Annotated in this window: 26 protein-coding genes and 1 tRNA gene; 8 read left to right on the top strand and 19 right to left on the bottom strand. The window is 56.1% G+C overall.

Translation table 11 applies throughout. The features are described 5' to 3' along the window. Positions 1–7 precede the first annotated feature (7 nt). The 7 genes from GOV85_RS14520 to GOV85_RS14490 form a co-directional block, all read right to left on the bottom strand. A complete protein-coding gene (locus GOV85_RS14520; RefSeq protein ID WP_171179327.1) occupies positions 8–829 on the bottom strand; it encodes an ATP-binding cassette domain-containing protein in 822 nt (273 codons plus the stop codon). 1 nt (position 830) lies between these two features. Beyond that, a complete protein-coding gene (locus GOV85_RS14515; protein WP_171179325.1) occupies positions 831–1,937 on the bottom strand; it encodes an ABC transporter permease in 1,107 nt (368 codons plus the stop codon). Positions 1,938–2,005: 68 nt separating this feature from the next. After that, the gene (locus GOV85_RS14510) at positions 2,006–2,926 is read right to left on the bottom strand and encodes a sugar ABC transporter substrate-binding protein (protein ID WP_171179323.1); all 921 of its coding nucleotides are present in this window, start codon (positions 2,924–2,926) and stop codon (positions 2,006–2,008) included. Between the two features lie 124 nt (positions 2,927–3,050). Continuing rightward, positions 3,051–4,064: an inositol 2-dehydrogenase gene (iolG, locus tag GOV85_RS14505; RefSeq protein WP_171179321.1), complete on the bottom strand. Its 1,014-nt coding sequence runs from the start codon at positions 4,062–4,064 to the stop codon at positions 3,051–3,053. 442 nt (positions 4,065–4,506) lie between these two features. Continuing rightward, a tRNA-Arg gene (locus GOV85_RS14500) sits at positions 4,507–4,583 on the bottom strand. 21 nt (positions 4,584–4,604) lie between these two features. Continuing rightward, positions 4,605–5,081, bottom strand: a complete 477-nt coding sequence (locus GOV85_RS14495; RefSeq protein ID WP_171179319.1) for a GNAT family N-acetyltransferase — start codon at positions 5,079–5,081, stop codon at positions 4,605–4,607. Beyond that, on the bottom strand, positions 5,082–5,393 hold the full coding sequence (locus GOV85_RS14490) for an ETC complex I subunit (RefSeq protein ID WP_171105518.1): 312 nt from the start codon (positions 5,391–5,393) through the stop codon (positions 5,082–5,084). It lies immediately after the preceding gene. Positions 5,394–5,662: 269 nt separating this feature from the next. Between GOV85_RS14490 and uvrB the strand changes: the two genes are divergently transcribed. Then, complete coding sequence (gene uvrB / locus GOV85_RS14485) at positions 5,663–7,849, top strand: excinuclease ABC subunit UvrB (RefSeq protein ID WP_171179317.1); 2,187 nt, start codon at positions 5,663–5,665, stop codon at positions 7,847–7,849. A gap of 75 nt (positions 7,850–7,924) precedes the next feature. Here uvrB and GOV85_RS14480 read toward each other — a convergent pair whose 3' ends face one another. Together GOV85_RS14480 and GOV85_RS14475 are read right to left on the bottom strand one after the other, a co-directional pair. Then, the gene (locus GOV85_RS14480) at positions 7,925–8,593 is read right to left on the bottom strand and encodes a hypothetical protein (protein ID WP_171179316.1); all 669 of its coding nucleotides are present in this window, start codon (positions 8,591–8,593) and stop codon (positions 7,925–7,927) included. A 231-nt stretch (positions 8,594–8,824) separates the two neighbouring features. Next, positions 8,825–9,115 (bottom strand): hypothetical protein, encoded by a 291-nt coding sequence (locus GOV85_RS14475; protein WP_171093500.1) that lies wholly within the window; start codon positions 9,113–9,115, stop codon positions 8,825–8,827. A 209-nt stretch (positions 9,116–9,324) separates the two neighbouring features. Between GOV85_RS14475 and GOV85_RS14470 the strand changes: the two genes are divergently transcribed. Then, entirely contained in the window at positions 9,325–9,765 is a 441-nt protein-coding gene (locus tag GOV85_RS14470) for an excinuclease ABC subunit B (RefSeq protein ID WP_171179314.1), read from the top strand. Between the two features lie 18 nt (positions 9,766–9,783). Here the strand turns inward: GOV85_RS14470 and GOV85_RS14465 are convergent, their stop codons facing one another. After that, the gene (locus GOV85_RS14465; protein WP_171179312.1) at positions 9,784–10,206 is read right to left on the bottom strand and encodes an excalibur calcium-binding domain-containing protein; all 423 of its coding nucleotides are present in this window, start codon (positions 10,204–10,206) and stop codon (positions 9,784–9,786) included. Positions 10,207–10,325: 119 nt separating this feature from the next. On the opposite strand from GOV85_RS14465, the gene GOV85_RS14460 reads away from it, so the two are divergent. Continuing rightward, positions 10,326–10,802 carry a pyridoxamine 5'-phosphate oxidase family protein gene (locus GOV85_RS14460; RefSeq protein WP_171179310.1) on the top strand — a complete coding sequence of 159 codons (477 nt, stop codon included), beginning with the start codon at positions 10,326–10,328 and terminating at the stop codon, positions 10,800–10,802. Positions 10,803–10,805: 3 nt separating this feature from the next. Here the strand turns inward: GOV85_RS14460 and GOV85_RS14455 are convergent, their stop codons facing one another. The 5 genes from GOV85_RS14455 to GOV85_RS14435 form a co-directional block, all read right to left on the bottom strand. Then, positions 10,806–11,213, bottom strand: a complete 408-nt coding sequence (locus tag GOV85_RS14455; RefSeq protein ID WP_171179308.1) for a universal stress protein — start codon at positions 11,211–11,213, stop codon at positions 10,806–10,808. Positions 11,214–11,286: 73 nt separating this feature from the next. Beyond that, positions 11,287–11,604, bottom strand: a complete 318-nt coding sequence (locus GOV85_RS14450) for an antibiotic biosynthesis monooxygenase (protein ID WP_171179307.1) — start codon at positions 11,602–11,604, stop codon at positions 11,287–11,289. Positions 11,605–11,747: 143 nt separating this feature from the next. Further along, complete coding sequence (locus GOV85_RS14445) at positions 11,748–14,036, bottom strand: glycosyl hydrolase family 28-related protein (RefSeq protein ID WP_171179305.1); 2,289 nt, start codon at positions 14,034–14,036, stop codon at positions 11,748–11,750. A 138-nt stretch (positions 14,037–14,174) separates the two neighbouring features. Then, positions 14,175–14,576 (bottom strand): DUF4864 domain-containing protein, encoded by a 402-nt coding sequence (locus GOV85_RS14440; protein WP_171179302.1) that lies wholly within the window; start codon positions 14,574–14,576, stop codon positions 14,175–14,177. A 48-nt stretch (positions 14,577–14,624) separates the two neighbouring features. Beyond that, positions 14,625–16,199 carry a lysine--tRNA ligase gene (locus GOV85_RS14435; RefSeq protein WP_171179450.1) on the bottom strand — a complete coding sequence of 525 codons (1,575 nt, stop codon included), beginning with the start codon at positions 16,197–16,199 and terminating at the stop codon, positions 14,625–14,627. Positions 16,200–16,579: 380 nt separating this feature from the next. Here GOV85_RS14435 and GOV85_RS14430 point away from each other — a divergent pair, with 380 nt between their 5' ends. From GOV85_RS14430 to GOV85_RS14420, 3 genes are all read left to right on the top strand, one after another. Continuing rightward, the gene (locus GOV85_RS14430; RefSeq protein WP_171179300.1) at positions 16,580–17,317 is read left to right on the top strand and encodes a class I SAM-dependent methyltransferase; all 738 of its coding nucleotides are present in this window, start codon (positions 16,580–16,582) and stop codon (positions 17,315–17,317) included. Next, entirely contained in the window at positions 17,314–17,688 is a 375-nt protein-coding gene (locus tag GOV85_RS14425; RefSeq protein WP_171093518.1) for an EamA family transporter, read from the top strand. The genes GOV85_RS14430 and GOV85_RS14425 overlap by 4 nt, the downstream gene beginning before the upstream one ends. A 101-nt stretch (positions 17,689–17,789) precedes the next feature. Then, the gene (locus GOV85_RS14420; protein WP_171093520.1) at positions 17,790–18,212 is read left to right on the top strand and encodes a tellurite resistance TerB family protein; all 423 of its coding nucleotides are present in this window, start codon (positions 17,790–17,792) and stop codon (positions 18,210–18,212) included. Between the two features lie 26 nt (positions 18,213–18,238). Here GOV85_RS14420 and dacB read toward each other — a convergent pair whose 3' ends face one another. From dacB to GOV85_RS14405, 3 genes are all read right to left on the bottom strand, one after another. Further along, positions 18,239–19,717 carry a D-alanyl-D-alanine carboxypeptidase/D-alanyl-D-alanine-endopeptidase gene (dacB, locus tag GOV85_RS14415; protein WP_171179298.1) on the bottom strand — a complete coding sequence of 493 codons (1,479 nt, stop codon included), beginning with the start codon at positions 19,715–19,717 and terminating at the stop codon, positions 18,239–18,241. A gap of 66 nt (positions 19,718–19,783) precedes the next feature. Beyond that, positions 19,784–20,404 carry a nicotinate-nucleotide adenylyltransferase gene (locus GOV85_RS14410; protein WP_171179448.1) on the bottom strand — a complete coding sequence of 207 codons (621 nt, stop codon included), beginning with the start codon at positions 20,402–20,404 and terminating at the stop codon, positions 19,784–19,786. Positions 20,405–20,436: 32 nt separating this feature from the next. Then, a complete protein-coding gene (locus GOV85_RS14405) occupies positions 20,437–20,907 on the bottom strand; it encodes an MOSC domain-containing protein (protein ID WP_171179296.1) in 471 nt (156 codons plus the stop codon). 138 nt (positions 20,908–21,045) lie between these two features. Here GOV85_RS14405 and ettA point away from each other — a divergent pair, with 138 nt between their 5' ends. Then, positions 21,046–22,713, top strand: coding sequence for an energy-dependent translational throttle protein EttA (gene ettA, locus GOV85_RS14400; RefSeq protein WP_010442471.1), 1,668 nt, complete (start codon positions 21,046–21,048; stop codon positions 22,711–22,713). Positions 22,714–22,766: 53 nt separating this feature from the next. Further along, on the top strand, positions 22,767–23,255 hold the full coding sequence (locus tag GOV85_RS14395) for a hypothetical protein (RefSeq protein ID WP_171179294.1): 489 nt from the start codon (positions 22,767–22,769) through the stop codon (positions 23,253–23,255). A 583-nt stretch (positions 23,256–23,838) separates the two neighbouring features. Here the strand turns inward: GOV85_RS14395 and GOV85_RS14390 are convergent. Beyond that, positions 23,839–24,228 (bottom strand): hypothetical protein, encoded by a 390-nt coding sequence (locus GOV85_RS14390; RefSeq protein WP_171238479.1) that lies wholly within the window; start codon positions 24,226–24,228, stop codon positions 23,839–23,841. Between the last annotated feature and the right edge of the window lie 228 nt (positions 24,229–24,456).

Below are 24,456 nucleotides of genomic sequence, written 5' to 3'. Positions count from 1 at the left end.
TCAAAGTTTAGACTGTACCGCCCAAAGACCCTTCCAGCTCGGCCATTTCCTGACCACCGGCCATCAGGTCCTGCAACTGTTCGGGGGTAATCTCACCACGGGTCGCCGTGCCCAGCGTTTTGCCGCGATTCAGCACGGTAAACCGGTCACCCACCGCCAAAGCGTGGCGCACGTTATGGCTGATGAAGACCACACCAACCCCCTGGCTGCGCACCTTGTCGATGGTTGCCAGAACATTCGAGGTTTGACGCACCCCAAGGGCCGAGGTCGGTTCGTCCAAGATCAGAATCTTGGCACCGAAATACACGGCGCGGGCAATGGCGACGGTCTGCCGCTCACCGCCAGACAAAGTGCCCACGGCCTGATCCGGCCCACGCAGGTTGATGCCCATTTTGCGCATCTCTTCCATGCAAACATCATTCGCCTGTTCGACATCGAACCGCTTCATCAGGCCTTTGCCCTTGGTCGGTTCGCGACCCATGAAGAAGTTGCGCGTGACACTCATTAGCGGGATCATGGCCAGATCCTGGAACACGGTCGCAATGCCCGCCTCCATCGCATCCCGAGGCGTGTCGAAATGCAGCGGCTTGCCTTCAAAGAAGATCTCGCCCTTGGTGGGTTTGTGCACGCCCGACATGGTCTTGATGAAGGTTGATTTACCTGCACCGTTGTCGCCCAGCAGGCAATGACATTCTCCCGGTTTGACGTCAAAGCTGACGCCCGCCAAAGCGATGATGTTGCCAAAGTGCTTTTCGATGTTCTTCATTTCGACGATGGGCGCCACATCCGCTGCCGCATCGCCGTGGTGGAACTTGGTATCTTCGGTCATATCAGCGCTCCCCGGTTACGCGCTTACGGATCGCGTTGTTGAACAGAACCGCAATCAACAGCATCGCGCCAAGGAAAACCTGGAACCAGTCCTGATCGAAGTCTGTATAGGTCAGACCGATGACAACCATACCGAAGATGATCGCACCAAAAAACGCGCCAATGGCCGAACCATAACCGCCTGTCAGCAGACAGCCACCAATCACGGCGGCGATGATCGCCTCAAATTCCTTCTGGAAGCCACGACGTGCGTCGGTCGAGCCTGCGTCGATCACGGTAATGATGGCGACCAGTGCGGCACAGCAGGCGGTCAGCATAAACAGCGAAACTTTGACCCGGTTCACCGGCACACCAGAGTTTGACGCCGCCGTGCTGTCGCCGCCCGACGCGAAAATCCAGTTCCCTGCCGGGGTTCGCAGCAGCACGTAAGTTGCTGCAAGCGCCAGAACAATGAACCACAGGATTTCAACCGGGATGCCAGGCACCTTGGGCGCACCACTTTTGAAGGTATCGATCATGCCTTTCTCGGCCAGCCAGGTAAACAGGCCGCCGAAAGCCTCGCCTGAAAAGAACGGAGCCAGCCAGTCGTTCTCAACCACGTCACGAACGCCACGCAACTGCGTCGATCCTCCGGTGGCGGCCTTCAGGCCAACCAACGACAGACCGCGCAGAATGAATAGGAAAGCCAGGGTCACGATGAAGGATGGCAGACCTGACCGGATCACGATGTTTCCGTTTATTGCCCCGACAAAAGCTGCAAAGATAAAAGTCATTGGGATCGCAACGATCAGTGGCAACTGCCAAGTGACCACACAGACGCCAAAGAACAGGCCCGCAAACGCCACCATCGAGCCGATGGACAGGTCAAACTCCCCTCCGATCATCAGAAGCGCGGCACCGATGGCCAGAATTCCCAACTGCGCCGCAGGTGTCATGAAGTTCATGATCCCGGCCAGGGTAAACATCGAGTCGTCTGCTGTGATGGCAAAAAAGATAACCACCAGGACAACACCGGCCATCGCACCGAGTTCGGGCCGTTTCATGAGTTTGGTCATGAAAGGTTCTTTTTTGACCCTTTCGTCCCCGGCGACTTGAGCTGAGTCACTCATCGTTTCCTCCCATTTGGGTGGGAACGGCGCTGCTGCGCCGCCCCGATTTGTTCAGGTTCCGGAATGGGTCAGCGAATGCCCTGCGAAGACAGTTCGATCACCTGAGCGGCCTTCTCCTGAGTCACCAGGTTGGGACCCGAAGGAACGTTGCCGCCGGGCATCAGGCCATATTTCGCGTGCAGGCCCATAAAGTTCACCGACAGGTACCCCTGCAGATACTGCTGCTGATCGATGGCAAATGCTGCATCGCCGTCCGCGATCGACTGCAGGAAGTTGGCCGACAGGTCGAAGGACGCAACATTTACATCCCGGCCCGAGCCTTTGACGGCTGCAACGGTCGGCTCACCGGCCGAGCTTGCACCCAATGCCATCACAGTGTCGACCGCTTCGTTTGCAGCCAGAGCAGCGGCAACTTTCGACTCGATTTCCGACGGGTCATTCGAGGTCGGAAGAACTTCGACATCACCACCGAAACCTTCCGCAAAACCTGCACACCGCAGGTCCAGCGCAACGTTGCCCACTTCGTGGTTCACACAGATCGCCGTTTTGCCACCCATAGCTGCCAGTTTTTCACCAGCGGCCTTGCCGGCGTCAAATTCGTCCTGACCCACATGCAGCAGCGCACCTAGGTCTTTCGAGACATCCGAACCCGAGTTGATCGAGATCACCGGGATACCGGCGGCAACCGCGCGTTCAATTGAGGGGCCAAGCGCATCCGCATCCGGGATCGAGACGATCAGGCCGTCAGGCTCCTGGTTCACCGCTGCATCTATCAATTGCGACATGGCCACCATGTCAAAGGTTTCCGGCGCGCGATATTCCACATTCACGCCGACGTCCTTACCGGCCTGCTCGACCCCGTTTTTCACAACGTTCCAAAACGCATCGTTGGCCTGGCCGTGTGACACAACCACGATTTCCTGCGCAAACGCAGGAGTGGCCAGGGCCAGAGCCCCGGCAGCAAGCGCGCCTTTCACAAATTTCTTCATTTCAGGTTCCTCCCATGATTTCAGTCTGATCTTCCGTCGGGGAACCAGCCCCGATCATCCGGCTGTGCCGAATCTGATTGGCTGCGGCGCAAAACCGAGCTGACGTAAGTTTGAAGAATTTCGATCATTTTGCAACCGGTTTCAAAACTTCTTCCATCCGAACCGGTTTCCCGGAGTGCATTGACAGGGTGGCGGCCTCGGCCATGGCAAGCGCGGCAACGCCATCCTTCAACGAAACCGGCACGTCCGACCCATTCGCAACAGCTTTGACAAAAGCAGCCCATTCTACCCGGTAAGCGGGCATATAGCGTTCCAGAAAGAAATAGGTTGGCTTCGCCCCAACAACGCCCTCGGCCGTTGATTTGACCACGGTATTTTCAAGCGCATTATGTACCTGCAACAAGCCCTTGGAACCCAGTAACTCGACCCGTTGATCATACCCATAGGCCGCGCGGCGCGAGTTTTTAATGACAGCAATACGACCATCTGCGTAAGTCATTGTCACCACAGCGGTATCCACATCGCCGGCTGCACCAATCTCGGCGTCGACAAGCGACGATCCGACGGCCGAGATGGTATGCGGCACATCCCCCATCAAAAAATTCGCCATGTCGAAATCATGAATCATCATGTCCCGAAACAGCCCGCCTGAAACTTTTACATAACTGACCGGCGGAGGCGCAGGATCAAATGATGTAATCGACAGCAGCTCGGCTGTGCCGACTTCGCCCGCCTCCAAACTTTCTTTCAGCGCCGAAAAATGCGGGTCAAATCGCCGGTTAAACCCAATCATCACAGGCTTACCCCGCCCGGACACTGTTTTTAAACATTGCACGGCACGGTCCAGGCTCAGGTCAACTGGCTTTTCACACAGAACCGCCTTGCCAGCAGCGGTCGCCGTCTCAATCAGGTCGGAATGCGTATCCGTCGGGGTTGCGATCAAAACCGCATCAATTTGGGGGTCTGCTATGATCTCATCCGATCCGCGCGCTTGCGCCCCATATTCGTTAGCAAGGCTTTCTGCCGCTTCCGGTACAGCGTCTGAGACTGCACAGAGTTTGCTGTTTGAATGGGCCGAAATGGCTTGCGCATGTACACGTCCGATGCGCCCAGCGCCCAGCAAACCTACCTTCAACATGCAACTCTCCCGAATCTTGGTATTGGGCGTAACAATGATTCTCTTTGCAACCGGTTGCAATATTTTTTTTCAACAGACTTGAGATTTCGCGACAGAACTCTCGAAACGATTGCCCTAAAGGGGCCTGGGGAAGTCTTCATGCAATGCCGTGTACGCCGAAATCCGCGTATTTTCGCATCTACGGGAATCCCCCAATTTCCGAACGCGGTGAATCAGGGTACGTTTCAGTTAAGGAACACACACTACCACTCTGTGACCCCTTAAAAGGGGCTGGCATGACCCCCTCGTCCAGCCCCTTTATTCTTCCTAAACTATTGATGGCTTGGCTAACTCTGATTTGGCAAGAACACAGGCCAGCAAACGTCAGAGCCGCCTTGCTATAGGGCTTTTTCACGGCTGCAAGCGCAGATGCAGCCGTACTTCAGTGCGCAACTTGTGAAAATGGCGATCCCTGAAGGACTCGAACCCTCAACCTGCTGATTAGAAGTCAGCTGCTCTATCCAGTTGAGCTAAGGGACCGCTACGCCCTTCTTGCTGGTTTTACCCGCAGGGTTCAAGAGGCAAGCGCATGAATGCGCTGTTGGGATCGGCCTCGTACCCAAAGATCGGCTCGCAATAGGAATAACCCAAAGCCTCGTAGAGCTTACGTGCCGCATCATATTCCGCCAGATGTGCGGCACCGGTTTCCAGAACAAGGGCTTCAATCCCCTCGGCGCGCGCAATGTCAGCCATGTGCTGCATCATCAGTCGCGCCAACCCACGACCCCGCGCCTGTGCCAGAATGTGCACGGACTTCACCTCGGCGGTTCCGTCCGGCAGCATCTTCAACGCGCCACACCCCAAGGGCTGCTGACCCTCGTAAATCGCCCAAAACCGAATCCCGGGCCCCGCCAGCGACTCAGCATCCATTGTATGGTTGCTTTCGGCAGGGCCTGCCGTTTCGCTATGGGAGAAATGCGCATCTACCACGGCGCGAAGCGCGTCCGAGGTCGGGTCGGCCTTACGAATGTCGATCATTTAGTGAGTCCAGGGACCGCGCCTGTCGGTAGCAAAGTTCTCGCCATAGCCACGGGCACGCAGATTTGGCTTACGTTTGTGCGGCTCGCTGACCTGAACTTCGATGCCGTTGTCCTTGGCGTAATCCAAAGCTTCTTCCTTGGTGTCGAATTTCAAGCGCACCTGAGTCTGCGTATCGTTGGACGACGTCCAGCCCATCAGCGGATCAACTTCACGGGCCGAGGCCGGGGCGTATTCCAGAACCCATTTGCGGGTCTTGGCCATCCCCGAAGTCATCGCGTTTCGCGAAGGCTGGTAAATCCGTGCGCGCATGTCGCCTCTCCGTACTCACTTGGCTGAGCTGTTTATGCGTCAGAGCGTGCCCGGGGGCAAGATTGCAATTGTCGCGGCTTTTACCCCCACACTGATGTCAGAAATTGTCATTAGTCTAAGATAAACCAGAGATACATCAAACGGCGAGGCATCTCGATGAATCATCAGTCGCAAGACATCAGGCCGCGTAGAGCACAATGATTCTGGATCAGCCCTTGCAGACGGACAAAATAAGAACAAATGTAGGGGCCTGATTGCGGAGCCTGCCGATGCCTTACGCCCATTCCGACAAAACCCAACTGACCGCCGAAGATGTGCGCGCGCGCCTGAAACTGGAAGGCGGCAAGCAGTTTGTGATGCACACCGAATTCAACCCCGCGGGCGACCAGCCAACGGCCATCAAGGAACTGGCTGGCGGCGTATTGGACGGCGAGCGCGATCAGGTTCTGCTGGGGGCAACCGGCACGGGTAAAACTTTCACCATGGCCAAGGTGATCGAGGAAACCCAGCGCCCAGCCATCATTCTTGCCCCAAACAAGACACTGGCGGCGCAGCTTTACGGAGAGTTCAAAGGCTTCTTCCCCGAAAACTCAGTGGAATACTTCGTCTCGTATTACGATTACTACCAGCCCGAAGCCTATGTGCCGCGCTCGGACACGTACATTGAGAAAGAATCCCAGATCAACGAACAGATCGACCGGATGCGCCACTCGGCCACGCGGGCGCTGCTGGAACGCGATGATGTGATCATCGTGGCGTCAGTGTCTTGCATCTACGGTATCGGCTCGGTCGAGACCTATGGGGCGATGACGCAGGATCTGAAAGTCGGCAATGAATACGACCAGCGGCAGGTGATGGCCGATCTGGTCGCCCAGCAATACCGCCGCAACGATCAGGCGTTTCAGCGTGGATCGTTCCGGGTGCGGGGCGATTCACTGGAAATCTGGCCCGCCCACCTTGAGGATCGCGCGTGGAAACTGTCGTTCTTCGGCGAGGAACTGGAACAGATCACCGAGTTCGACCCTTTGACCGGAGAACGCGCTGCCACGATGGAGCAAGTGCGGGTCTACGCGAACTCGCACTACGTGACGCCGAAACCCACGATGCAGCAGGCGATCATCGGGATCAAAAAGGAACTGCGCATCCGGCTGGACCAACTGGTGGGCGAAGGCAAATTGCTGGAGGCTCAACGGCTGGAACAGCGCACCAATTTCGATCTGGAAATGCTCGAAGCCACTGGCGTCTGCAACGGGATCGAGAACTATTCGCGCTACCTCACGGGCCGCGCTCCGGGTGAACCGCCCCCGACCCTTTTCGAATTCATCCCCGACAACGCCATCGTCTTCGCCGACGAATCCCACGTCAGCGTTCCGCAGATCGGCGGCATGTACCGGGGAGACTATCGGCGCAAATTCACGCTGGCTGAACACGGGTTCCGCCTGCCGTCCTGCATGGATAACCGACCGCTGAAGTTCGAGGAATGGGACGCCATGCGCCCGCAATCCGTCTTCGTCTCGGCCACCCCCGCCAAGTGGGAGATCGAACAGACCGGCGGCGTCTTCACCGAACAGGTGATCCGCCCCACCGGCCTGCTGGACCCCGAGGTCGAGATCCGCCCGGTCTCCATGCAGGTCGACGACTTGCTGGACGAAGTGCGCAAAGTTGCCGCCAATGGGTTCCGCACGCTGGTCACCACGCTGACCAAGCGCATGGCCGAGGACCTGACCGAATACCTGCACGAACAGGGCATCAAAGTGCGTTACATGCACTCGGATATCGACACTCTGGAACGCATCGAAATCCTGCGCGACCTTCGGCTGGGGGCGTTCGATGTGCTGGTCGGCATCAACCTGCTGCGCGAGGGGCTCGACATCCCGGAATGCGGTCTGGTCGCCATTCTGGACGCGGATAAAGAGGGTTTCCTGCGGTCCGAGACTTCTCTGGTTCAAACCATCGGTCGTGCCGCGCGCAACGCCGATGGTCGGGTGATCATGTATGCCGACAAGATCACCGGTTCGATGGAGCGCGCGCTGAACGAAACCAACCGCCGCCGCGCCAAACAGCTTGCCTATAACGAAGAACACGGCATCACGCCTGAGACGGTTAAGAAAAATGTCGAGGACGTTCTGGCCGGTCTCTACGAAGGCGACGTCGACATGAACCGCGTCACCGCCACCATCGACAAACCGATGCACGGGGCGAATTTGGAAGCGCACCTGGACGGGCTGCGTGAGAAGATGCGTAAGGCCGCCGAAAACCTGGAATTCGAAGAGGCCGCCAATATCCGGGACGAGATCAAACGTCTGGAAGCGGTCGATCTGGCCGTCGCCGACGACCCCATGGCACGGCAATGGGCGGTCGAGAAAGCCTCGGAAGACGCGGTGAAGTCGCGCGGACGGTCAACGGCTGGCAGGCCGGGGCAGCGGGGCGGGAATGTGAAGAGGCGGAAGCGGTAGTAGCCACACAGTTCACCCTGCAGAATGCCTGGTTGTCGTGATCTTTACACTCCTCAAACTGTTAAATTGTTTCTTCTATTGCTCCATGACACCAGATACATTTCTAAGAAATGTCTCAAACCCTTTTTCTAACTCTCTCGTTAATCGAAGCTGATCAGTACTTGCTGAATTACTTTGAAGCTTAGCGAGGGCACCTTGAATTGCTTTCACTTTCTCCAACTCTATTGTGACGATAGAGATTTTCTCCTGTAATTCTTGGAGAGACTTTTGCGACTCTAGCCTATGTCTTTCCAAAGCAATACTGTGCTCCTCCTGAGCGATCTCAAGCTGATCTTCAAATCTTTGTTCTAGATTCGCCAAAGCCGTCTCTGCAGTAGATATTGACGGCTCCATATCAATCACAACCACAAAGTCGTCTTCAACAGTGTATATTGCTTCCGAAGAAAGACTCTGACCGTCGACCAACAGGTCTGGGGGAGCGCTGTGCTCAACTTCGTTAAGATTTCCCGGCAAGACATTCACACGCATATTGTGTTTGCCGTCCTTCTCAAAAAACTGCGCCGCCAAAATAGCAAAGAAACACAAGGCGCCCACACCCATAAAGATTTTCAATAGCCCCGCTCTAGTTTCTGTGAGTTCCGATAGAGTCAGCGCTATGATAACCAAAACGAGCATCAGAGCTGCTAGTCCAATTGGCCTGTAAGTAAGAAATCTCTCTAATGCCGAAATCTGATCAACTGGCACGATAATCTCCTTTAAAAAAAGAAAAAGTTTATCACAGACTGAATTTATTTCCAAATTGTGGAGCAAGCTTAAATTTAGGACTCAATAAATTCCACCAATTACGTATATGGGAGCACCAAGGGTAGGGTAGGTTTCCAAACCATTGCTCCGAAGCGACCCAAACGCATGATGTGTTAAAACCCCATTCTGCACTACACAAAAAAATGGGCGGGTAACTCCCCGCCCTAACCTTTACCCCTTATCCCAATGGGCAATCACATCGTATCCGACCGGTGAGGGCGGGCCTTCCATGAATTCGGCGAAATGGCCCCACAGCTCGGCCACTTTGGGCGCGTTTGCGTTCGAGGTCTCTTCGCTTTCCACCACTGAGATCACATAGCCCGATCCGTCCTCGTTCATCACGTTGGTAAAGCAATGCATGCCGGGCATGCCCATGATCTCGGATTTCAATTCGTTCATTTTTGCCGTGGCGGCCTCGCGCGTGCCAGGCTTCATTTTGAATTGGGTAATACGTGCAAACATTACTTTCCTCCCTCACGTGACAGAACTGTCATGCGGCGCACCCAGAACGGCCACGCCGCGCGCATCCTAGCACAGGGGACTGGAATCTCAGATTGATACGTGGGATTTTCGGCCATTTTCAACCAAGCGCCTCACTGCGCGCAAGCATCTGACACTTCAGGGTTGCAACCTAGAGCCCCGCGGAACTTGCCTTGCCCTGTTCGGCGGCTATGTCCCCTCTCATGCGTGCAATCCTGACCTCTCTGATCTTTGCCACCCCAGCCTTGGCATGGGAGGCGACGGTGGGCGATATCTGCACGCTTTCGCATGACACAGGTGCCGCGACGATTTTCCTGACCTATGACCCGTCTGCGCCGCTCTACACGCTGACGGTCACTCGGAAAGATCAGGTCTGGGCCCAATCCCCGTGGTTTGCCATGCGGTTCGAAGGACGAAACCCCATCGAAATCGCCACCCCACGCCATGTCTTGTCCGACGGAGGGTCCGCGTTGACGGTGACAGATACCGGCTTTGGCAATGTGCTGGATGGGCTGGAGTACAATCAGGTCGCCTATGCGTTCACGCAAGACGGGATCGCAGAGTTTCCCCTGAACGATGCAGCGCCGCAGGTACGTATCTTTCGCACCTGTGCAGGCGCACAATTGTCCTGAATGCGTTGAGTAAATCCACTAAGGACGCACAAACTTGGCATTGCCGACCGCACGTTGTTGCGGCTCTGGGCGGCTTTCTGATTGCGCGGCCTGAGGTGCAGGCGTCTCGGTAAACCCACAGGCAACGCCGTCTCCGTCCGGGTCATTGCGCGTGTGGTACCCCGGCTGGCCTTCACGGAACGGCCCGATTCCCATGGCCTGCGTCGCGTCGCACCCCGCCAGCGCGATCAGGTGTATCACGGCCTCGTCCCTATTATACTCGGACACCCGTATGAAAACGCCCACCGCGATCAGTACAGTCGTAAGGGGCAGCAATAGTACCATAACCAGAATGCGCACCGGGGACAGTGCCTGTCGGCGCGCGGCCTCGGCCCGCTGGTGCCGACGGGTTGATCTTGGGTTGAGGTCAGGCGCGCCCTGCGTGGGTTTCTTGAACAGCATGACTGGGTCTTACGATGGATATGTGGCAAAGCCGAGGCAATCGGATCGAAAGGTTGGCGGGCCGCCGACTTACGCTCTAGTGTCACTGCGAAACCCTGACTGTGAGGTCTAGCCAAACCGTGACCAGTCCCTACCAAACCCCAGACGAAACGGTCCGCGCGCAGGCCAGAGAGCTTTTGGAGCAGGCGCGGTTTGCTGCGTTGGCGGTTTTGCACCCTCAGACGGGTTTGCCAACACTGTCCCGTATCGCGCTGGCTACGGATACGGATGGCCGCCCAGTCACGCTGATCTCGTCACTGGCCGAACATACTCAAGCCCTGAATGCCAATCCAAACTGCGCCCTTCTGGTCGGAGAGCCCGAAGAAAAGGGTGACCCGCTGACACACCCCCGCCTGACACTTCACGCGGTGGCGCTTTGGGTACACCGGGACATGCCAGAGTATGCTCCGCTGCGTGAGCGGTATCTAAGCCTGCGGCCCAAGGCAAAGCTGTATATCGATTTCGCCGATTTCAGTTTTGTCAGGTTCACCATCAAGGATGGTTTGCTGAACGGCGGTTTTGGCAAAGCCTATCGCCTAACAACGGTCGATTTCTGATGGTCAACGAACCACGTGGACAGCGCAACTTGCATGTCGCACGACGTGGGAAGCCGTCGAGCCCAGCAAAAGATCCTGCATCCCCGGACGGTGCGACGCCATGATGATCAGGTCGGGTTTATTGGCTTCGGCCCAGTCCAGAATGGTCCGACCAGAATGCCCTTCGATCACCAATCCGCGTGCATTCGGAACCTGCGACGCCAATTCATCCAGCTCGGCCTGAATCGCCTTTCGCGCTTCGGTCAGGTATTCGGGTGGCATGTAGGAAATCGCATAGTTCGGAATATGCTCAACCACATGCAACAACGTCACCTGGGCGTCTGGCGTGGCCAACAGCTGAGCCAGTTTCAAAGGCCCGGATGTGTCTCTTTCAGCGTCGAATGAGATCGGGACAAGAATGTTGTGATACATAGCGTGAGCCTCCGTTTTGCAGGCTCACTTTGAAACATATTGTTGTTGCAGGCTTTGATTCAGGTCAGGAATCTCAGAATGTCTCGGCCACGTCATACATGACCGGCTCAAAGCTTTTGCACAATTCGTTGATCTTGCGATTGCGGTCGCGCATCTCCGGCGTCCTCAACATGGCAAGGAAATCGTCACGACGCTCCCATTGCGAGTAATTGGCGATACGGGTTTGAGCATCGTTCACATGCAACCCTGCAGACACAAAGCCCGGCTGTTTTGAGATGAAATCGGCATAGGCTTCAGTGAGGGCTTCCAACAGATCCTGACAGGTGCCTGGCGTCATTTCAAAGGTTGTGATTACGGTTTGAACACTGGCGTTTTTGGCGATTTTCGGCATTGGGATTCTCCGTTTGTTTTCCTCAGACTAGCACACCCAACAAAAAGGTCGCCTATTTCCTGCCAGCGCAGTAAAGCAACGCCAGTTGTGCCTGGCATAGCACTAAGAATTGACCGCCCTATTCAGGGCGGCCACTGATGTCTTTATTTGTCCATCCGAATCAAAGCAGTGACTTCGCCCTTAACTTGCTCAGGCCATTTAAGGGTCAAATTAACACCAAGAGACCCCTGCTCGGGTAAAACGTGAGGTGCCGCAAAAACCTGGTTATTGAAAACCCCTGTAAGCCCACCGAGCACTGTAACACTATCGCAACTGCGCGCTTTGCCGTTGAACGGCAGTTCGCCATTTGACAAAACCGGCCAAAAACTTGCGGCCGAGTTTTGCTGACGCCGGACTCTCAGAGGATGCGCGGTCTTTTTTGTGACACCGTGATAGGTGTTGTTCTGGAACGTCACATTCGCGTGCTTGTTGTTGTTCAAATCCGCTAAAGACGTGTCGATCCTTTCCGCCCGATCTATTGAACCGCTTGTGGCCCTAAACTTGTTTCCAGTCACAGCCAAACCATTCAGGAAATGCCCGGCCCCATAGGGACGCACAATGAAAAAACTGAACCAGGACGGCGCTTGACTTGAATAAAAGATATTATCGGTGATGCTCATTGCGCTGAACGAGAATCCGCTGGTGAAAGCGGGTGAGGCATCCCGTTCGTTGGTCCATTCGATGAAACAATTGTCGACATAGTTTTCGGCAATAGTGGAACTGTTATACGTGCCGATCATGATCAACCCAGCCGTGCGAACGCCCTGCGGTATGCCATCGCCCTGGAAAAAATGGTTGCCCAAAACCATGTTGTTGTCGCCGCCCAGAACGGCAAAGTGCTTGAAACGCACTGCCTGGTTGTGACGCAGTTTTACGTCATTTGAATTGGTGTTCAGCCCAATCGAAGAACGATCCGTCACATCGAAGGATTCTTCCGCTGACAGGAACTGACAATTGTCGATCAACATCCCCTTGCACCCTGTCGCAATCGAGGTGATCCCCCGGTCTTTGGGGCGACTGACAAAACAATCCTTCAACTGAAATGTGCTGCCCGACGCCGCAAGACGGATGGCGCTGCACCTGCTGTTGCACTGGAATTCAATCTGCTCCATGCCGAACTTGCGCAACGTGTTAAATCCGCTGAAGTCCAGTAGGTATTTGAACGCGTGGAACGTGAAGGTTTGCGTACCCGACGCATCATAGATTGGTGCGTTCAGGATGATCTCACCAGCACCAACGTTTTTTGACCGCACGTAGATTTCGCGGCCAACACCACTGCCCTGCACCAAAGAGCCCACAGGAATATTCGCAACATTGGCGACATTGGTCAGTCGTGTTTTGTCCGTAGGATCATAGGTTGCCACCGATGTGAATGTCTCGGTATCCCAAGCGCTACTGCTTTTGACATCGAACTGACCGTTGCGGATCACGCGGCGTGTGGAAAACCCGCCTTGTTTGTTCGGAACCGTTGCAGCCATGTCAATCGGAGCTGTCACCGAAATTTTGCGACCGCCCAGATCCAGTGATTCATGATCGGTGTTATTCAGCAGCGCCTGAAACGCCTTTTTGAAAGCCAATTCTTCATCGCCAAAGGCCGCTATATAGCTTGGCAGATGGAAGTCTTTGGTCAGCAACAGCATCTTGTCATCTGGCATCGTGACTGTGCCTTCAAATTCCATCTCAGAGGCCATGCTGGTGTTTTCCCCAAGATGATAGGTACCTTGCGGCACATAGACTCGACGACCACCAGCTGCCTGATCTGCGGCCTCAAATGCGGTGGAATCGTCGGTTACACCGTCTCCCACAGCGCCGTAATCCCGAACGTCCACCAGGCTGATCATTTCACGAAGGAAAACACTGGTGACGTCGGTGATCTCAAGATCATCAACACGCACCAAAGCACCATTGGCCCCTTCGATGTCCAGACCGAAATGCCCGTAAAGCGCAGCAAGCTCCCAGGGCATATCAACGCCCGGACGCTGGCCGGTGCCCACAATGGCCGTGATCTCATGTACCGAGCCATAGCCCGATAGCTGCGTAGCCGGTCCTTGCTCGACAACGCCCGCAACGTGCGCGTCCCCCGCACCGCCTGCCCATGCTGCGACCCGTACAGACGGTAACGGGCCGCTAATTGCTTTCACTCGGGCTTTGACCTGCAAATAGCAGCCGGGCAATATCGGCGTCTGCCCCATAAAACGCAGCTGCTGCGTGGTGTTCACCTTCAGAATCTCAAGACATCCGCCAAAATCCGCATCTGATGGTACAAATACGCCGGTGCCGGACCCGCCGTAGGTAGGCGAACCGGGCGTCCCGTCCCCCGCAGACCAGACCGTCAGGCCATTCGCAAACTGAGGTGGCATGAACACGATGCCGTCGGTGATTGCCTTGTTCATAGAAAACCCTTTCTCAATCGCGCCGCGCCAATTTGGCGACGCGTCCAAACCTCGTGTTCAGGTCCGTCCCGAACGCGCCAGTTTGAATACCGAAAGGGGATTAATCACGGTTCATCGCACCGTGACGGTGGTGTTGCGTCAGACCGCAGGATCCGAGTTGCTCAAAAGCTGAACCCCGTTGATCTTCCAGCCACTCTCCAACGGAACCATCTGATAGTCCAGAATATGAACCAGCCCGTTTCCGTCGGTGATCATTACCTTCTGCCACAATGACCCGGCAATCTCGCGCAGTTCCAGAAAGCGTACATCAGCAGGCCGCCAAACCATTGGATACCCATTGCGTACCATCGCTCCGAAATTGTCCGGGTTTCCGAAGAGACGCTGGATATTGGGGCTGGCAAAGGTAAAGGCCGTGGCGAAATCATCCGCCTTGAAGGCCTGCATCTGGGCCGCGATATTTGCCTCGATCTCGGCGCTCTGGGCAAACGCACCTGAGGCCAGACCGGCACTCAAGGACAGGGCAAGTAGTAAACGACGCATGGGGCTACCTCCTGACGGAACGGTAGCCCCTTGCGGGATCAGGTCAAATCAGACCAGCTCTCCGGCCAGGGCCTTGTCGATCAGCGCAATCGTTTCCGGCACGCCATAGAGGGCAATGAAGCCACCAAAACGCGGGCCTTGCGAGGCACCCAACAGCACCTCGTAGAGTGCGGTGAACCAGCCACGCATCGGGTCGAACCGCTCGCGGCCGATCGAGTAGACCACCGACTGCAGCGCCTCATCCTCGGTGGGGCCATCATATGCTTCAAGCGCTGCCTTCAGTGCCTCCAGCGCCTCACGTTCCTGATCTGTAGGCGCGCGATGCTTGCGTGTCGGTTTGACGAAATCGTTGAAGTAGCGCACAGCAAATCCTGCGGCCTGATCCAAATCAGGATGGCTTTCCGCCGTCGCTTCTGGCGCATAGCGGCGAATAAAGCCCCACAGCGTCTCTTTGTCTTCCGCGCCAGACACCGATGCAAGATTCAGCAGCATCGCAAAGGGCACGATCAACGTCGATTCAGGAACGTCACCGCCGTGGATGTGCCAAACCGGGTTGTTCAACTGCGCCTTCAGATCCTGCCCCGGATAGGCCCGCAACTGCTGATGATACTCATCGTAAGCTTTCGGGATCACATCAAAATGCATCCGCTTGGCCGTTTTGGGCTTTTGGTACATGAAATACGCCAAGCTCTCGGTTGGCGCATAGGTCAGCCATTCGTCAATCGACACGCCGTTGCCGGACGACTTCGAGATTTTTTGACCGTTTTCATCCAGGAACAGCTCATAGCTGAAATGCTCGGGCGCACGACCACCCAGCGCACGGCAGATCGAGTCATAGATCTTTTCGTTCGTCGCATGCTCTTTGCCGTACATCTCAAAATCGACGCCCAACGCCGCCCAACGCGCGCCAAAGTCCGGCTTCCATTGCAGCTTCACATGGCCCCCAGTGACGGGAACGGTCCATTCCTTGCCGGTCTCATCGTCAAAGGTCACGGTGTATGTTTCTGCACAGACCTTTTTCATCGGTACATACATGACCCGCCCGCTTTCAGGGTGCAGCGGCAGGAAAATCGAATAGGTCTGCTGGCGCTCTTCACGCAAACTCTTGAGCATGATCGCCATGATCTCATCATAGCGTTCAACCGCACGCTTGAGAATTTCGTCAAACTGCCCGGACTCGTAGAACTCTTTGGCCGAGTAGAACTCGTACTCAAACCCAAATGTGTCCAGGAACCGCCGCAGCATCGCGTTGTTATGCGCACCAAAGCTGTCGTATTCGCCAAATGGATCCGGCACCGAGGTCAACGGGCGTTGTAAATGCTGCTCCAGAATCTCCGGGTTCGGCACATTGCTGGGCACCTTCCGCATCCCGTCCAAATCATCCGAGAAACAGATCAGCTTGGTCGGAATGTCAGAAAGCGCTTCGAACGCACGCTTTACCATTGTGGTCCGAGCAACCTCACCGAAGGTACCGATATGCGGCAGACCCGAAGGGCCATAGCCGGTTTCAAACAACACATACCCCTTTTCCGGAGCACTTTTCTGATAGCGTTTGAGCAACCGGCGCGCCTCTTCAAAAGGCCAGGCCTTGGACGACATCGCGGTTTCACGCAGTTCAGACATTTCAATGTGCTCCATAGGGAAAGGTGCTCTGGTTGCCCCATGCAACCGGACCGGCCCCTCCTATTGTGCCAGTGCAGCATGAGTCAATAAAGCAGTCGCCCGTTTCCTGCCATAACTGACCAGAAACCGGTGTTTCCCCATGCTCAAAGAGCTAAAGTCTCTTGCACTGCTCCGAATACTCGAACGCTTTCTTCAATAGGCCCGAGACGCAGGTTTCACAGCTAAGCCTTACTGAAGCCACAATGCTGGGACGATTGTGCTCTCCGAAACAAAAAAGACACGGGCCGCACGCTCTGGCTTGACCTGCATATTTCACGGGCTTCTCAGGCCATGTATGACTAAGGCAAGATCAGGAAGCTTACCGGACCAGAGGACAGAAGATGCGACGCGAAACCACCAATCTGATCCGCTTTGTGCTTGAGGACATCGTACCGCCAATCTTGCGCGACAGCGCCGCGTTTCACTGGCTCGCACGTCGGGTCTGGGGTGAACATATCACCCGGCTAGCGGCATTCCGCGAACGCGCGCCTTTTCTGACAGACGAAGAATACGAAACCCTGTATCGCGACCATCCGCGCGTTCATGACGGAACCGACAATTCCGAAGCCTGCATAGATCGGATTGCCAAAGACATCATCGGCGACAGCATCTGCGATGTCGGTTGCGGCACCGGCGTTCTTTTGCAGCGTATCCGTGCCCAGCGCCCAGACATAACCGCCATGACCGGCGTGGATTTTGTGGTCGACGACGCGGAAGCTCTGGACAACATCAGCTATGTCGCCGCACGGATCGAGGATCTGCCCTTTGAAGACAACAGCTTCGACACCGTTATCTGCACCCATGTGATCGAGCACCTGTTGGATTATCGCCAAGCGATTGCGGAACTGCGGCGGGTCGCGCGCAAGCGCGTCATCATTGTGGTCCCGCGTGAGAGGGAATACCGCTACAGCTTCAATCCGCACTTTAACTTCTTCCCCTACACCCACAGCTTTTTGCGCGCTGTACATCCCAGCCCGAGCGTACATGTCTGCGAAGATATCGGGCGCGACATCTATTACTGCGAAGACCGCCCTGTGGATCAAAGCAACGAAAAGCCCGTAAAGGATCAGGCGGCATGAGCGCCACCGCGCCAACGGTTCTGATCTGGACGGGCTTGCTGTTGACGCCTGTCATGATCTCCGCCGGTCAGGTGTTGTTCAAGCTTGCAGGCGGGCGGATCGACGGGCGCGACGCCACAGGCTTAGTGGGCGTAGTACACACCCTTTTTGACCCTTTTTTGCTTGTCGCACTTGCGATCTACGGGTCCGCGACGATCCTTTGGATTTACGTCCTCAGACATGTGCCTTTGTCGCAAGCTTATCCGTTCATGGCGCTTAGCTTTGTGCTGGTTCCCCTCGCCTCGTGGCTGTTCTTTGGCGAAACGCTGGGGCTGCGCTATTGGATCGGGGCCGGGCTTTTACTGAGCGGAATGGCGGTGATGAATACCTGACCGGTTTAACCTGCCACACAAACGCGGCAAACAAGATGTTGAACCTGCCCTGCCCCCCTTCTATCCTGCGCCTTTGAAGAACCCCAAGCAGGATGCACCGAATGACCGAGCAAGTTCCCCACCCGATGTCCCCACAGGATTGCCTTGTGGCGATCATGGTTGCGATTTCGGCATCTGACGAAACGATCCGAACCGCTGAACTGGTCAAGATAGAAGTTGCGGTGAACATGCTGCCGGTCTTCGCCGGGTATGACATCGACCGGATGCGCCATGTGTCACAGATCGTTTTTGATCTGTTCGAACAAGAAGACGGCTTGGATGCTCTGTTTGGGCTGATCCGCGACAACCTTCCTGAACGGCTGAACGAAACAGCTTATGCGCTGGCCTGCGATGTTGCCGCCGCAGACGGATCGCTGGCCGAGACCGAGCTGCGTTTGCTGGAAGAAATCCGGTATGAGCTCAGCATCGATCGCTTGCACGCTGCCGCAATCGAACGCGGTGCCCGCGCGCGTCACGCCGTCTGACAACAGGCGTCGTCGGGTTTCACAGCTTAACTGCCATATAGCGAGCCCCACCGTTCAAGCAGTGCGCGTTGCAGCTTTCGCGACCTTCGGTTCCAGCTGCGCGCGCCATCCGGACGTTCACGCTGAGCACGCGGTATTTTCGCGCGTTTCGCCACGTCTGCCGTGAAGATAGCAAAGGCCAGGTCGACCCCGTCTGCTGTTGTCAGGAAACCGCCCAGCCCGGAAACAAAGTTCAGTGTCCCGGTCTTGGCGTCAACCTTAACTGGGTGGTTCTTGACGACTCGACCATTCCGATCGGTCAAGGCAAAAGGTTTCATCAACGGGCGCAATATCCCCGACTTCTGTGCGACCACCAAGGCCGAAACCAGATCTGCGGGTACAATGCGCGAAGCATCACCAAGACCGGAATGATCGACCATGGCGATACCGTTCACACCAAAGCTCTCCAAAGCCCATCGGTTCATCTCGGCCGCCGACTCTGCCAAGTTCCTGGGATAAACACCCCGTGCCTTTGTCGCCGCCAGTCCGACCATCTCAGCCGTCAGATTGGTCGAGTATTTCAGCATCCCACGCAGAATACTCTCCAGCGGATCACTGCGATGCACCACAAGATCCAAGCTCTGCGGGCGCTCTCGTGTCACCTGCACCCGTCCCAGCACGATCCCGTTTGACCGCGCCAGGGTTCGGAACACATCCCCTGCATAAAGCGCGGGTTTACGTACTGGCAACCAGCGGGCTCCGCCATTCCCCAACGCACCTTTGGCCACGGTCCAGCGATCCTGGCGCGCGCTTGGTTGATAGGTATAGATCGGCAGGCTTCGGCTCTCGACGCGCATCGAGGCTACATCCACCGCAGGCACATAGCGCGCGCTGCGCGCGTCCATGCTTACGTCATATCCTTTGCCCGCGCGCTTCCACTCAAAGTGCACCCGGTTGAAATTCAACGAAATCCCGCTGATGGCAGGACTGTACCCCACATGATCGGGCTGTCCAGGGTCGATGCTGAAAACAAATGGCAGTGCCCCGTCGTAGACCTTGAACGCACCACGCACCTCGGTAATCCCAGCCTCTCGCAGGTTGGCCGCCATCGAGGCTAGTGCATCAGTATCCAACAGTGGATCCCCACCGCCCGCCAGGATTAAATCGCCATGCAGGATGCCGTTTTCGATCGGTCCATCCGCCACCAGACGGGTTTCAAATCGGTGATCCGTGCCCAAAACGTCCAGGGCATAAAGCGCGGTCAACGCCTTGCCAACGCTGGCGGGGGGCAAGGCGGCCCCTTCTCCAAACACCTCCAGCTGCGCTCCGGTCGCTACATCCGCAACCGCAAACACAACCTCGCCTTTTAACCCGGCCGCAGCCACCAGGCGTTCGGCCCCGCTTAGCGGCACACCGCGGATCTGCGGCCTGAGAGAAACTAGCGGGGCCTGTGCAAGACCTGCTGCCGGGATTAGAGATGCCCCTAATCCCCCCAGAAACACACGACGTGAAAAACGATCAGCCATAGCTGAATTAAAATCCCACAGAATAAAATCGCACAACCTCTCGCTGAGATTATGCGCCCATAGGGGCTATTCCGGCAACACTTGTGCGCGCCACTCTCCGCGCGTTCGGATTTCGGTCGAGCTGACATCAACCATTGGCACGTTCACGAAACACCAGGCCGGGGCTTGCGCCTGACCCAAAAGATGTCGCGCCTGCCCATCGATGCGATACTTTGCATAGACCCGAGCCGCAGGTGACATCCGCGCCGAAATCCGATCCCCCGGCCGCGCGACGACGCCGACTGGCACGCTATCCATGATCAGCCGCCAATCTTTCCAACGATGAAACTGCGCCAGGTTATCCGCCCCCATCAGCCAGACAAACCGAACCTGCGGGTACAGCCGCCGAAGTGCTGCCAGAGTATCCGCTGTCGCCCGCGTGCCCGTCATCGCCTCGATATCCGTCACGTCGACCTTCGGGTGCTGCATCACGGCTTTCGCGGCTTGCAACCGCCGCGCCATCGGGGCTGGTCCATGCTCCTTCAACGGATTGCCCGGCGAGACCAGCCACCACACCCGATCCAGCCCAAACGCCTTCATCGCCTCGCGCGTGACGTGCACATGGCCTTTGTGCGGAGGATCAAAAGACCCGCCGAACAGCCCGATCACCTGCCCGGGTCGCGCATATGGAATATGATAACGCTCCATCCCCTGCTGATGTTCAGAACTCAAGGGGGTTGTCAATCAACAGGTTGCACCGCATCACCCAGCTTGACACGCCCCGGGCGGAGGACTTCGGCACACCAACCCCCATGCCCGCGCACGGCAGAGTAACCGCCCTGGCCCAGAGCCTCTTCCATCCGACTGCACGGCGCGCAGATCACGGTAAAGCGCAGGATGGCCTCGCCCACCTGCACCTCACGCCCCTTGAGGGCCGCCAGATTGATCCCCGACACCACCAGATTACGCCGCAGGATTTCCGGTGCCACGGGCCTTTGCCCCAGATAAGTGCCAATCGCCGCCAGATGTTCGTGCTGGATCAGAGTCACCGCCCGCGTGCCAGCGCGGCCACGGTCGCCGTCGAGCCCGCCAATGGAGATCACGGCCTCATTCACCTTGACCATTTCCACCCGCCGCTCGGGTCGTAGCCCGATCCATTCGACACGTCCCGGCTGCGCCCAACCGGCAATCAGCTTTGCCAATTCAGACAATTTATACCCCTTGTTTGGTCAAGCCTTTTTAGGTGAAGCCGGCACTAAGCGAAATTCACAAAACCACCAGCTTGCCCCGCACGCCGCGCTCAGATATCCAGCGTTCCAACTCAATTTCCCCGACCCAGAGGACGCGACATGGCCGCCTATCAATATGTCTACCACATGCAGGGTGTCTCCAAGACCTATCCCGGTGGCAAGAAGTGCTTTGAAAACATCCACCTGAGCTTTCTGCCCGGTGTGAAAATCGGTGTCGTCGGCGTCAACGGCGCGGGTAAATCGACGCTGATGAAAATCATGGCCGGCCTCGATACCGATTTCACTGGTGAGGCGTGGGCGGCTGAGGGTGCCAAGGTCGGCTATCTGCCGCAGGAACCGCAGTTGGATGAATCGCTGACCGTCCGCGAAAACGTCATGCTGGGCGTGGCCGCGAAAAAGGCCAAGGTCGACCGCTTCAACGAAATCGCCATGGAGATCGCCGAGAATTACTCGGACGAGCTGATGGAGGAGATGACCACCCTGCAGGACGCGATCGACGCGGAAAACCTGTGGGATCTCGACAGCCAGATCGACGTCTCGATGGAGGCACTGCGCTGCCCGCCGGACGATGCCAACATCGCTAACCTCTCGGGTGGTGAGAAACGCCGCGTGGCGCTCTGCAAGCTGCTGCTCGAAGCGCCCGACATGCTGCTGCTCGATGAACCGACCAACCACCTGGACGCCGAGACTATCGCCTGGCTGCAACAGCACCTGATCGACTACAAAGGCACCATCCTGATCGTCACCCACGACCGGTACTTTCTGGATGACATCACCGGCTGGATTCTGGAACTCGACCGCGGCCGCGGCATTCCGTATGAGGGCAACTATTCCGCATGGCTGGAGCAAAAGGCCAAACGGCTGGAGCAGGAAGCGCGCGAGGACAAGTCCAAGCAGAAGACCCTGCAGCGCGAACTGGAATGGATGCGTCAGGGTCAGAAGGCCCGTCAGGCCAAATCCAAGGCCCGGATCAATGCTTATAACGAACTGGCCGAGCAGTCCGAACGCGAAAAGCTGACCCGCGCTCAGATCGTCATCCCCAACGGCCAGCGCCTTGGCGGCAAGGTGATCGAGGTCGAGGGCCTTTCGAAACACATGGGCGACAAGCAACTGATCGAAGGGCTGGACTTCGCCCTGCCCCCCGGCGGCATTGTCGGCGTCATCGGCCCCAACGGCGCGGGTAAATCGACCCTGTTCAAGATGCTCACCGGTCAGGAACAGCCCGACAGCGGCACCATCACGCTGGGCGACACGGTCGAACTGTCTTATGTCGACCAATCGCGCGACGACCTGAAAGACAACGACACCGTGTGGGAAGCGATCACCGGCGGGGCCGAGATCATTCAGCTGGGCGATGCACAGGTCAATTCCCGCGCCTACTGCTCGTCCTTCAACTTCAAAGGCGGCGATCAGCAGAAAAAGGTCTCGCTGCTGTCAGGGGGTGAGCGCAACCGCGTCCACATGGCCCGCTTGTTGAAAGAGGGCGGCAACGTCCTGCTGCTCGACGAACCGACCAACGACCTGGACGTCGAAACCCTGCGCGCACTGGAAGACGCGCTGGTCGATTTCGCCGGCTGCGCCGTCGTTATCTCACACGACCGCTTTTTCCTCGACCGGATCTGCACGCATATTCTGGCCTTCGAAGGCGACGCGCATGTGGAGTGGTTCGAGGGCAACTTCGAGGACTACGAAGAGGACAAAAAGCGCCGTCTGGGACCGGATGCGCTCGAGCCCAAGCGGTTGAAGCATAAGAAGTTTGCAAGATAGACGTTTCTATAGGCGGCAATTTTGCCGCCTTTTTTCCAACCAAAGAAACAGAAATGCAGAAAAAACTTACAGAACTTCGATTTTGGCTGAAACAAGCCCTTTGGTTTGTTCCCTTTGCCTACTTTCTCAACTTTATTTATGCTGTTTACTCCGATCAATCCGGCGGAACTTTTGGAGACACCTTTGGCGCGGCAAACGCCCTCTTCTCAGGAACAGCTTTACTCTTGTTAGTGCTTGCGGTCAGCCTTCAACGAGAAGAGCTCGAACACGTCAAAAAGGAACGAAATGACACTCTAAAACTCCTTGAAGGGCAAGAAGGTATCAATGAAGCGCAAAGAGTTGCTTTAGAAAAGCAATTGTTTGAAAGCTCCTTTTTCTCTCTATTTTCCATGATCAACGAGGAGAAAGCCCGGTTGCTAGAACAAGAGGGCGCAGCCGGAAAAGAAACAGTTCGCTTAGAGCAGTACCGCAGAGCATCCGAGTGTCTCCTCGAAAAAAAGCCATTGAAAGTGAGTTCCATCCCAGTCAGCGGCACCACTTAGATCTAGAAGCAAACAAGATTTTCAACCTCGTTAACTTAATTTCCGCAGCAGTTGCACTAGTCAAAAGCGCAGAAAACAACGAACGCGACACCGAATTTTATACTTCGTTGATTCGAGGCACAGTAGACTACGATACGGCAATTTGCTTCGCTTGGTTTCACGCTTCGATAAATGACAAAAAATCAACCGTGTCATTGGCTTACGAAACTCTTGATATTGAGCAGTCGTTAGCTCCTCTCCACACGAAATGCGTTGACCAAATTTTACGAAAGGAAGAACCGTAATCACATAGTCAGCGAGCGTAGGGTGGGTACTCGCACTCGTCACTCCTCAATTTCCGATAATTCAACCAAATCAAATGACGGGTGAAATCACCCATCTTGGGGTTCTCCGAACGCCCCTTCGTTCACGCCACTGCTCCACTCCGGCCCTACCCAACCCGAACGAATATCTCGATGGTTTGATAAACAGGGTTACGTCGCTGGACGCCATCCAGCCACTTCGAAATGCATCAAGCCCCCTCGAAGCGACCAAACTCCGGCGTCTCAGTCAAAACTCTAATGGATGATAGCAGTTGCAGGCTTTAAGCTGACTGGTTTCTGCGAAATTTGCCCAGACCAAACAGCCCGGCCAACGCGCCAACCAGCAGCAACCAACTGGCGGGAATCGGGACAGCCGCAAGGTTTGCCTGCGCCACGGCACCTTCCGTTACGCCCTGCTCTTGGTTGGGGCGTTCCCGCAATAGCTCCAACTCTTCAAGATGCCGGTCATGTTCAGAGGGTTCGGGTGCTTGGGTCAAACGGAGATTTTCCCATTCCAACTCTTCACGATGTCTTTCGCTATCAAAGCCTGATAAAAGCTCGGATGTAACTTGATCACCATCCGCAGTCGAACGTTCCGACCCTTCTGAAATGGTCAAAGCTTCTGACGCTCCGGCCCAAAACAGAACCGCTAATGTGCAAATAACTCTCATATTGGCCCCCACGACACTGTCTTTAAGCATAGCATCCCAGCGTCATTTTTCAAACATCACAATAATTGAATTAAAATGAAGACTTATGAGATCAAAGGATACCGTCCTATCAAGACACCTCTGATCCTGTGCCTAAAAGGGCCGCAAGCAAAGCTGCGATTCTCAATAGTCTCATTATGCGTTTATTCGGAAACCGGGACGACCACCGGTCGTATGAGCCAGGCACGG

This window comes from Ruegeria sp. HKCCA4633, from assembly GCF_013034605.1.
Lineage (GTDB): Bacteria > Pseudomonadota > Alphaproteobacteria > Rhodobacterales > Rhodobacteraceae > Ruegeria.
This window is presented reverse-complemented; position numbering and strand designations above follow the sequence as displayed.

Coding starts and splice junctions, on each gene's coding strand:
- GOV85_RS14455 (WP_171179308.1), bottom strand. CDS start 11,213: ATGTATCACAACATTCTTGTCCCGATCTCATTCGACGCTGAAAGAGAC.
- GOV85_RS14440 (WP_171179302.1), bottom strand. CDS start 14,576: ATGCGTCGTTTACTACTTGCCCTGTCCTTGAGTGCCGGTCTGGCCTCA.
- GOV85_RS14435 (WP_171179450.1), bottom strand. CDS start 16,199: ATGTCTGAACTGCGTGAAACCGCGATGTCGTCCAAGGCCTGGCCTTTT.
- GOV85_RS14470 (WP_171179314.1), top strand. CDS start 9,325: ATGTCCCCTCTCATGCGTGCAATCCTGACCTCTCTGATCTTTGCCACC.
- GOV85_RS14490 (WP_171105518.1), bottom strand. CDS start 5,393: ATGCGCGCACGGATTTACCAGCCTTCGCGAAACGCGATGACTTCGGGG.
- GOV85_RS14430 (WP_171179300.1), top strand. CDS start 16,580: ATGCGACGCGAAACCACCAATCTGATCCGCTTTGTGCTTGAGGACATC.
- GOV85_RS14445 (WP_171179305.1), bottom strand. CDS start 14,036: ATGAACAAGGCAATCACCGACGGCATCGTGTTCATGCCACCTCAGTTT.
- GOV85_RS14515 (WP_171179325.1), bottom strand. CDS start 1,937: ATGAGTGACTCAGCTCAAGTCGCCGGGGACGAAAGGGTCAAAAAAGAA.
- ettA (WP_010442471.1), top strand. CDS start 21,046: ATGGCCGCCTATCAATATGTCTACCACATGCAGGGTGTCTCCAAGACC.
- GOV85_RS14510 (WP_171179323.1), bottom strand. CDS start 2,926: ATGAAGAAATTTGTGAAAGGCGCGCTTGCTGCCGGGGCTCTGGCCCTG.
- GOV85_RS14495 (WP_171179319.1), bottom strand. CDS start 5,081: ATGATCGACATTCGTAAGGCCGACCCGACCTCGGACGCGCTTCGCGCC.
- GOV85_RS14475 (WP_171093500.1), bottom strand. CDS start 9,115: ATGTTTGCACGTATTACCCAATTCAAAATGAAGCCTGGCACGCGCGAG.
- GOV85_RS14390 (WP_171238479.1), bottom strand. CDS start 24,228: ATGAGAGTTATTTGCACATTAGCGGTTCTGTTTTGGGCCGGAGCGTCA.
- GOV85_RS14420 (WP_171093520.1), top strand. CDS start 17,790: ATGACCGAGCAAGTTCCCCACCCGATGTCCCCACAGGATTGCCTTGTG.
- uvrB (WP_171179317.1), top strand. CDS start 5,663: ATGCCTTACGCCCATTCCGACAAAACCCAACTGACCGCCGAAGATGTG.
- GOV85_RS14450 (WP_171179307.1), bottom strand. CDS start 11,604: ATGCCGAAAATCGCCAAAAACGCCAGTGTTCAAACCGTAATCACAACC.
- GOV85_RS14465 (WP_171179312.1), bottom strand. CDS start 10,206: ATGCTGTTCAAGAAACCCACGCAGGGCGCGCCTGACCTCAACCCAAGA.
- GOV85_RS14395 (WP_171179294.1), top strand. CDS start 22,767: ATGCAGAAAAAACTTACAGAACTTCGATTTTGGCTGAAACAAGCCCTT.
- GOV85_RS14520 (WP_171179327.1), bottom strand. CDS start 829: ATGACCGAAGATACCAAGTTCCACCACGGCGATGCGGCAGCGGATGTG.
- dacB (WP_171179298.1), bottom strand. CDS start 19,717: ATGGCTGATCGTTTTTCACGTCGTGTGTTTCTGGGGGGATTAGGGGCA.
- GOV85_RS14410 (WP_171179448.1), bottom strand. CDS start 20,404: ATGGAGCGTTATCATATTCCATATGCGCGACCCGGGCAGGTGATCGGG.
- GOV85_RS14425 (WP_171093518.1), top strand. CDS start 17,314: ATGAGCGCCACCGCGCCAACGGTTCTGATCTGGACGGGCTTGCTGTTG.
- iolG (WP_171179321.1), bottom strand. CDS start 4,064: ATGTTGAAGGTAGGTTTGCTGGGCGCTGGGCGCATCGGACGTGTACAT.